6 protein-coding genes and 2 rRNA genes are annotated in these 6,734 nt (G+C 37.9%); 7 read left to right on the top strand and 1 reads right to left on the bottom strand.

Going from position 1 to position 6,734, the window contains the following annotated elements:
* The 4 genes from BLS02_RS11780 to BLS02_RS11765 form a co-directional block, all read left to right on the top strand.
* Window positions 1–242 (top strand): 23S ribosomal RNA (locus tag BLS02_RS11780); the annotation flags it as partial.
* A 94-nt stretch (window positions 243–336) separates the two neighbouring features.
* Window positions 337–452 (top strand): 5S ribosomal RNA (rrf, locus tag BLS02_RS11775).
* 178 nt (window positions 453–630) lie between these two features.
* Window positions 631–1,959 (top strand): glycoside hydrolase family 18 protein, encoded by a 1,329-nt coding sequence (locus BLS02_RS11770; RefSeq protein WP_092493218.1) that lies wholly within the window; start codon window positions 631–633, stop codon window positions 1,957–1,959.
* Between the two features lie 154 nt (window positions 1,960–2,113).
* Entirely contained in the window at window positions 2,114–2,773 is a 660-nt protein-coding gene (locus BLS02_RS11765; RefSeq protein WP_092493217.1) for a DUF4396 domain-containing protein, read from the top strand.
* Window positions 2,774–2,867: 94 nt separating this feature from the next.
* Here BLS02_RS11765 and BLS02_RS11760 read toward each other — a convergent pair whose 3' ends face one another.
* Window positions 2,868–3,398 carry a hypothetical protein gene (locus tag BLS02_RS11760; RefSeq protein WP_092493216.1) on the bottom strand — a complete coding sequence of 177 codons (531 nt, stop codon included), beginning with the start codon at window positions 3,396–3,398 and terminating at the stop codon, window positions 2,868–2,870.
* Window positions 3,399–3,612: 214 nt separating this feature from the next.
* Between BLS02_RS11760 and BLS02_RS11755 the strand changes: the two genes are divergently transcribed.
* Genes BLS02_RS11755 through copZ form a run of 3 tightly spaced genes read left to right on the top strand, consistent with a single transcriptional unit; the run spans window position 3,613 to window position 6,563 of the window.
* On the top strand, window positions 3,613–3,915 hold the full coding sequence (locus BLS02_RS11755; RefSeq protein WP_092493215.1) for a metal-sensing transcriptional repressor: 303 nt from the start codon (window positions 3,613–3,615) through the stop codon (window positions 3,913–3,915).
* Between the two features lie 15 nt (window positions 3,916–3,930).
* Window positions 3,931–6,324, top strand: a complete 2,394-nt coding sequence (locus BLS02_RS11750; protein ID WP_092493214.1) for a heavy metal translocating P-type ATPase — start codon at window positions 3,931–3,933, stop codon at window positions 6,322–6,324.
* 32 nt (window positions 6,325–6,356) lie between these two features.
* Entirely contained in the window at window positions 6,357–6,563 is a 207-nt protein-coding gene (copZ, locus tag BLS02_RS11745; RefSeq protein ID WP_092493213.1) for a copper chaperone CopZ, read from the top strand.
* Window positions 6,564–6,734 lie beyond the last annotated feature (171 nt).

The raw sequence follows: 6,734 nt of genomic DNA, 5'->3' as shown, positions 1-6,734 counted from the left end.
GAGAGGACCGGGATGGACACACCGCTGGTGTACCAGTTGTTCCGCCAGGAGCATAGCTGGGTAGCTACGTGTGGCAAGGATAAGTGCTGAAAGCATCTAAGCATGAAGCCCCCCTCAAGATGAGACTTCCCATCACTTCGAGTGAGTAAGATCCCTCAGAGACGATGAGGTTGATAGGTCCGAGGTGGAAGCGTGGTGACACGTGTAGCTGACGGATACTAATAGATCGAGGACTTAACTAATAATGACAAATTGAAAACGTTGATGTGAAGCTCTTATTTAGTTTTTAGGGTATAAACCTAAGATTAAGGATGTTCTGTTTAAATACAGAATAAGTCTGGTAGCATTAGCGGAGAGGACACACCTGTTCCCATGCCGAACACAGCAGTTAAGCTCTCCAGCGCCGATGGTAGTTGGGGCTTTGCCCCTGCAAGAGTAGGACGCCGCCAGGCAAATGATATAAGTCAGGATATGATAATTCATATCCTGGCTTTTTTGGTAGTTAAGAAAGTATAATTACTTTCTTAACTACATAAGTGCAACTAAAATTTTATAAGTAATAACTACAAATTCTGTACATGTTTTAGGAACCTATAGAGATAATATTGGTATAAACATGTTAGGAGCACAATGATGTTTAAAACTAAAATTGTTATTACTATTATTATATGTATTTTACTATTTCCCCAAGTAACCTCTGCAAGTATTATTCATGTTGTAAAAAAAGGGGAAAGCTTGTGGGGAATATCAAATGCATATGAAACATCAGTAGAAAAGTTAGTAAACCTCAATGGTTTACCATATAAAGATGTAATTAATCCTGGATTAACGCTATTAATTCCAGGTAATCAATATATTGTACAACCAGGTGAAAGTATTTGGGAAATCGCACAACGTCATTCAACTTCAATTGAAAAGATAAAGTCCGCAAATGGTCTGGAGAAAAACATTCTGTTCCCTAACCAAAAATTAGCTATTCCTTCTAGCCCAAAAAAGGAAATTTTTACTGGTGCTTTTATGGTGCCTGAAGGCGAGAAGGCAAATAAATCATTATTAAAGCAATATAAAAAACTTATATCTACTATCGGTTTTTTTGAATACCATCCCGATTCACAAGCAAATCTCAGTGAAATGCCTGGTGAGGGCACTGTAAAAACAGCATGGAAGAGGAATTTAATTCCATATGCAACAATAACTAATTTAAGCTCTAACGGATTTGACGACGAATTAGCTCATCAGGTAATTGGCAATACAGATACTCGAAGAAAGCTAATTAACAATATTTATTCTGTTCTGCATGAGAATGATTATAAAGGAGTCATTATTGACTTTGAAGGAATTAAAAACAATGATCGTCGAAACTTTAATCTATTTATAAAGGAACTTGCAAAAAGACTTCATCCAGTTGGGATGGAAGTTTCAGTATCATTACCACCAATGCAAGGGGACCGTTATCCGGATTATTATTCAGGTTACGACTATAAAACACTTGGAAAAACTGTGGATTCTATGTTTCTTATGACATATGATTGGCATTGGTCTGGAGGTCCTGCTGGTGCTATTGCTCCCCTGGGAAAGGTTAGGGAAACCATCGAATATGCAATTTCTGCAGTCCCGCGTTCCAAAGTCATTCTTGGGATTCCTATGTATGCATATGACTGGAATATTGATAACAAAGAGCAAAAGGGGAGTGCATATGCCCAGGAACATGCAATTAAATTAGCTCTTGATCATGGCTCAGTCATTCATTATAACAAGGAAACTCATCAGCCGTGGTTTAGATATAAAGATAAAAATGGCGATCAGCATGAAGTGTGGTTTGAGGATGCGAGGTCAATTTTAGCAAAATACCGCCTTGTGAAAGACTATAATCTATATGGAATGGGTGGCTGGAAAATGGGTCTTTCCTTTCCTCAGGCAGAACAATTGCTTAGGGAGGAGTTTAAGCCCAGACAGTAAATGAGTTTAACTTAAAAATTATAACTATAAAGTAACAAAGGGACTATCAATTTTGATAGTCCCTTTGTTGTTTCATTAACTCACTTGAAACGTTTATCTTGTATTCAACCGGGTATTAATCAAACAAAATGTTTTAACAAGATAAGGTGGTAAAATGCTCTTAACAATTATTTCATGGATTGCGTTAACAATGGGGTTAATTAGTTCATTGATCATTGTTATTGATGTGATTAGATATCCGCAGATGATGAAAATAATGAATGTGGTTTGGCCAATAAATGGGTGGTTCTTTGGCCCATTTGCATTATGGACATATTTTAAGTGGGGCAGATTAAAAGCAAAGAAGATTAAGGATGAAGACCGTCGCGGAAGACCTGCAAGGGTATTTGTATCCACTAGCCATTGTTCGGCCGGGTGCACTGTTGGAGACGCAGCAGGTGTACCAATCGTAGCATTAACAGGAATGGCTGTTATTGGGTCGACCTTGTATGCTCATTATGTTGTTGAATTTATATTGGCGTATATCTTTGGGATTGTGTTCCAGTTTTATGCCATATATCCCATGAATAAGGAACAGGGTATAGTTGGATCAATTAAAGCTGCTATTAAGGCTGATACCCTGTCTTTAATAGCATTTGAAATTGGGATGTTCGGGTGGATGGCAATCGTCCATTTTGTGCTATTTGCTCAACCGCCAAAACCAAATGAGGCATCCTATTGGTTCATGATGCAAATTGCAATGATTTTAGGATTCCTGACCAGTTATCCTGCTAATTGGATTCTTGTAAGAAAAGGAATTAAAGAAGAAATGTAGGAATAGTCCTGGAGAGGTGAACTATCCCTAACGTGAGCATACTAAAATAGTATATTGACGGATAGGATAGTTCTTTGTTCACTATTTTAACAATTTATTTTACTTCCAATTTGGTTAATCCGAGAAAAAGAACAGCAATGATAAATAGAAGAACGAAGGGATATTTGAAAAAAGAATATACTAGTTGATCAGATTTTCTGCGTATTAGGTCTTCGGCTGTATACAAAACTAGTAACAAGACCATTGTCACGATAAGTGCCATGATTTTAATAATAGTTTCGGGTCTAGCCATAGCCAACATATCCCCAAGCATTGCCCCCATCATGCCCCCCATTAATCCGGATATCATACCATCGATGACAGCAGGCAACCCCACAGGCATTCCAGCAATGAATCCCACAAATAAACCGACTAAGATAGACAAAATGGTTGAGGCAAATAGATCTCCTTGGTTGTATACCCCTAAAATCGTTCCCATTAATATACCTACCATCATAGCAACTGCCATGGAAAACATCATTCCATACATTTGAGTTACCCATTTTCTATAGTAAGTAATGTACATGATTATTGCCAGTACTTGAATAATACATGTTCCTATAATAAAAAATAATCCAATCGCCATCTCTTCAACTCCAATCGTAAGTTGTCCAATAGTATTATATTCACGGACAACTATTAATATGCAATACCATACGAGGGTATAAAGTTGAATTTAAGTATATTATACACTTGTAGAACTCTTTTGTATTCATATTTACCTTAATAAAAAGTTATCAGTTGACAAAAATACATATGGGGGGTATATTGAAATTAAAGATTGAAAGGAAGTGAAGCAAATGGGAGAATACATGCATGATCATCCGGTTACGCCTCGAACAGAAGATGAGAAACAGGCTGTCGCTAACCGGCTGAAACGAATTGAAGGCCAAGTACGAGGAATTCAGAAAATGGTTGAAGAAGATCGTTATTGTATAGATATATTAGTTCAAATAAGTGCAATTAATGCTGCTTTAAAAAAAGTAGGCTTCTCTATAGCTGAGCGCCATACGAAGCATTGTGTCAGCGATGCAGTACAATCCGGTAATGGTAATGAAGCAATTGATGAGCTTCTTGAGGTTTTGAAACAGTTTTCCAAATAAAGGGGGATCGATCATATGAGCGATTCAGAAGAACAACAACATTCACAACTTGGCGTGACAGGCATGACTTGTGCAGCCTGTTCCAATAGAATAGAAAAAGTACTAAACAAAATGGATGGTGTGGAAGCAAAGGTTAATTTAACAACCGAAAAGGCGACCGTTGACTATAATCCATCTACAACAACCTATGATGATATAACGGCTAAAATCGAAAAGTTAGGCTATGGTGTTCAAACTGAAAAAGCTGAATTTGATGTTTATGGCATGACTTGTGCAGCTTGTTCTAGCAGAATAGAAAAAGTGCTGAATAAACAAACTGGTGTTAAGCTTGCCAGTGTAAATTTAGCTACTGAAAGTGCTGCTGTTGAATATAATCCAGGGTTGATGGAAGAAGCTGATATCATTGGCAGGATTCAGAAACTTGGCTATGATGCTAAAATAAAAGCAAATCAAGAAGATAAAAAGACACAGAAGGAACAGCAGTTAATTCAAATGAAGACTAAACTGATTGTCTCTGCTTTACTTTCAGCACCACTTTTAATAACAATGCTTGTTCATTTATCTGGAATGAACGTACCAGCTATTCTGCTTAATCCGTGGTTCCAATTTGCATTAGCAACACCTGTCCAATTCGTGATTGGCTGGCAATTTTATGTTGGTGCTTATAAAAATCTGCGCAATGGTGGAGCAAATATGGATGTGCTGGTTGCTTTGGGAACAAGTGCCGCGTATTTCTATAGTCTATACGAAGCCTTTAAAACAATTGGTAATCCCGGATATATGCCTCACCTTTATTTTGAAACAAGTGCAATATTAATTACGTTAATTTTGTTTGGGAAATTTCTTGAAACAAATGCGAAAAGTAAAACGACGGTTGCATTATCAAAATTGCTCGACCTGCAAGCGAAACAGGCACGTGTGATTCGTAATGGTGAAGAAGTGATGATTGCGGTTGAAGAAGTGGCTGTTGGTGATCACTTGATTATAAAACCAGGAGAAAAATTCCCTGTCGATGGAATCGTTGTAAAAGGTAAGACATCTGTTGATGAATCAATGATTACAGGGGAATCTATTCCAATTGAAAAAGATGAACAGTCAAAAGTGATCGGCTCAACGATGAATAAAAATGGTAGGGTCGAAATGGAAGCAACTAAGGTTGGTAAAGACACAGCCCTTGCGTCAATTGTTAAGGCGGTAGAAGATGCTCAAGGTACAAAAGCGCCTATTCAGCGGCTGGCGGATGTTATTTCAGGCTACTTTGTTCCAATTGTTGTTGGTATCGCTATTTTGACATTTATTATCTGGATTTCTTTTGTAACACCAGGTGCATTTGAACCAGCATTAGTAGCGGCTATCGCAGTGCTTGTTATTGCATGTCCTTGTGCATTAGGTTTAGCCACACCAACGTCCATAATGGTTGGAACTGGTAAATCTGCGGAATCTGGTATTTTGTTTAAAGGCGGCGAACATTTGGAGCGCACACATCAGTTGGATACTATTATTCTGGATAAAACAGGAACGGTTACAAAAGGTAAACCGGAAGTGACTGATTTTACTGGTGATGAAGAAACACTCAAACTATTGGCCAGTGCTGAAAAAGGCTCAGAACATCCCTTAGCAGAGGCAATCGTTGCATATGCTACGGAAAAAAGTATTGCATTAACAGATGCAACTAGTTTCACAGCAGTACCCGGCCAAGGTATAAATGCTGTAATTTCTGATAATCAGATACTTGTAGGAAGCAGAAAATTATTGACTGAAAATGGTGTAGAAATTGCTCAATCTGAAGAAGAAATGATTAAGTATGAGACAGATGGAAAAACGGCTATGCTAATAGCGGTAAATGGTGAATATCGTGGAATTGTCTCGGTAGCAGATACAATTAAGGAAACAGCTGTTGAAGCAATTAGTCAATTGAAAGAGCAAGGCTTGGAAGTAATAATGCTTACAGGGGACAATGAAAGAACTGCGCAGGCAATTGCAAAACAGGTGGGTATTGATCAGGTTATTGCTCAAGTTTTACCTGAGGAAAAAGCGGATAAAGTTAAAGAAGTTCAGTTGCTTGGTAAAAAGGTAGCCATGGTTGGTGATGGAGTTAACGATGCGCCTGCATTGGCAACTGCTGATATTGGCATTGCCATTGGTACTGGTACAGAAGTAGCAATTGAAGCAGCGGACGTAACAATCCTTGGCGGCGAGTTGCTGCTGATACCAAAGGCAATTAAAATCAGTAAAGCTACAATCAAAAATATTCGTCAAAATCTATTCTGGGCATTTGCTTATAATAGCGCTGGTATCCCAATAGCTGCTATTGGATTATTGGCACCGTGGATTGCTGGCGGTGCTATGGCTTTAAGTTCAGTCAGTGTTGTTTCTAACTCACTTCGGTTGAAGCGAGTTAAGATATAATTAAAAAGCATTTGGGAAAGGGGGGAATTAGTATGCAAATCACATTGGATGTTAAAGGTATGACATGTGGCCACTGTAAATCCTCAGTTAAAGGTGCACTTGAAGAACTGAATGGAGTAACAAGTGTAGAAGTAGATTTAGGTTCTGGGAAAGTCGATGTAACTTATGATGATGCACTTGTTATAGTAGAAGACATGCACGAAGCAATTGAAGATCAAGGCTATGATGTAGTAGCATAATATAAAATAAAGCTGGTTTCCATATACGGGAACCAGCTTTTTAAGCAGTTAAAAAAGTATAAATTACTGCCATAAATGGCCATTATGGCTTATATTCCAAAGTATAAGTTCTTATGGAAGCAAAATACACTTTCATAAGAACCTCTAACAAATACAAAGTTTTCTAATATA

The sequence above is a fragment of the Virgibacillus salinus genome (assembly GCF_900102415.1).
Classification (GTDB): Bacteria; Bacillota; Bacilli; order Bacillales; family Amphibacillaceae; genus Lentibacillus; species Lentibacillus subterraneus.
This window is presented reverse-complemented; position numbering and strand designations above follow the sequence as displayed.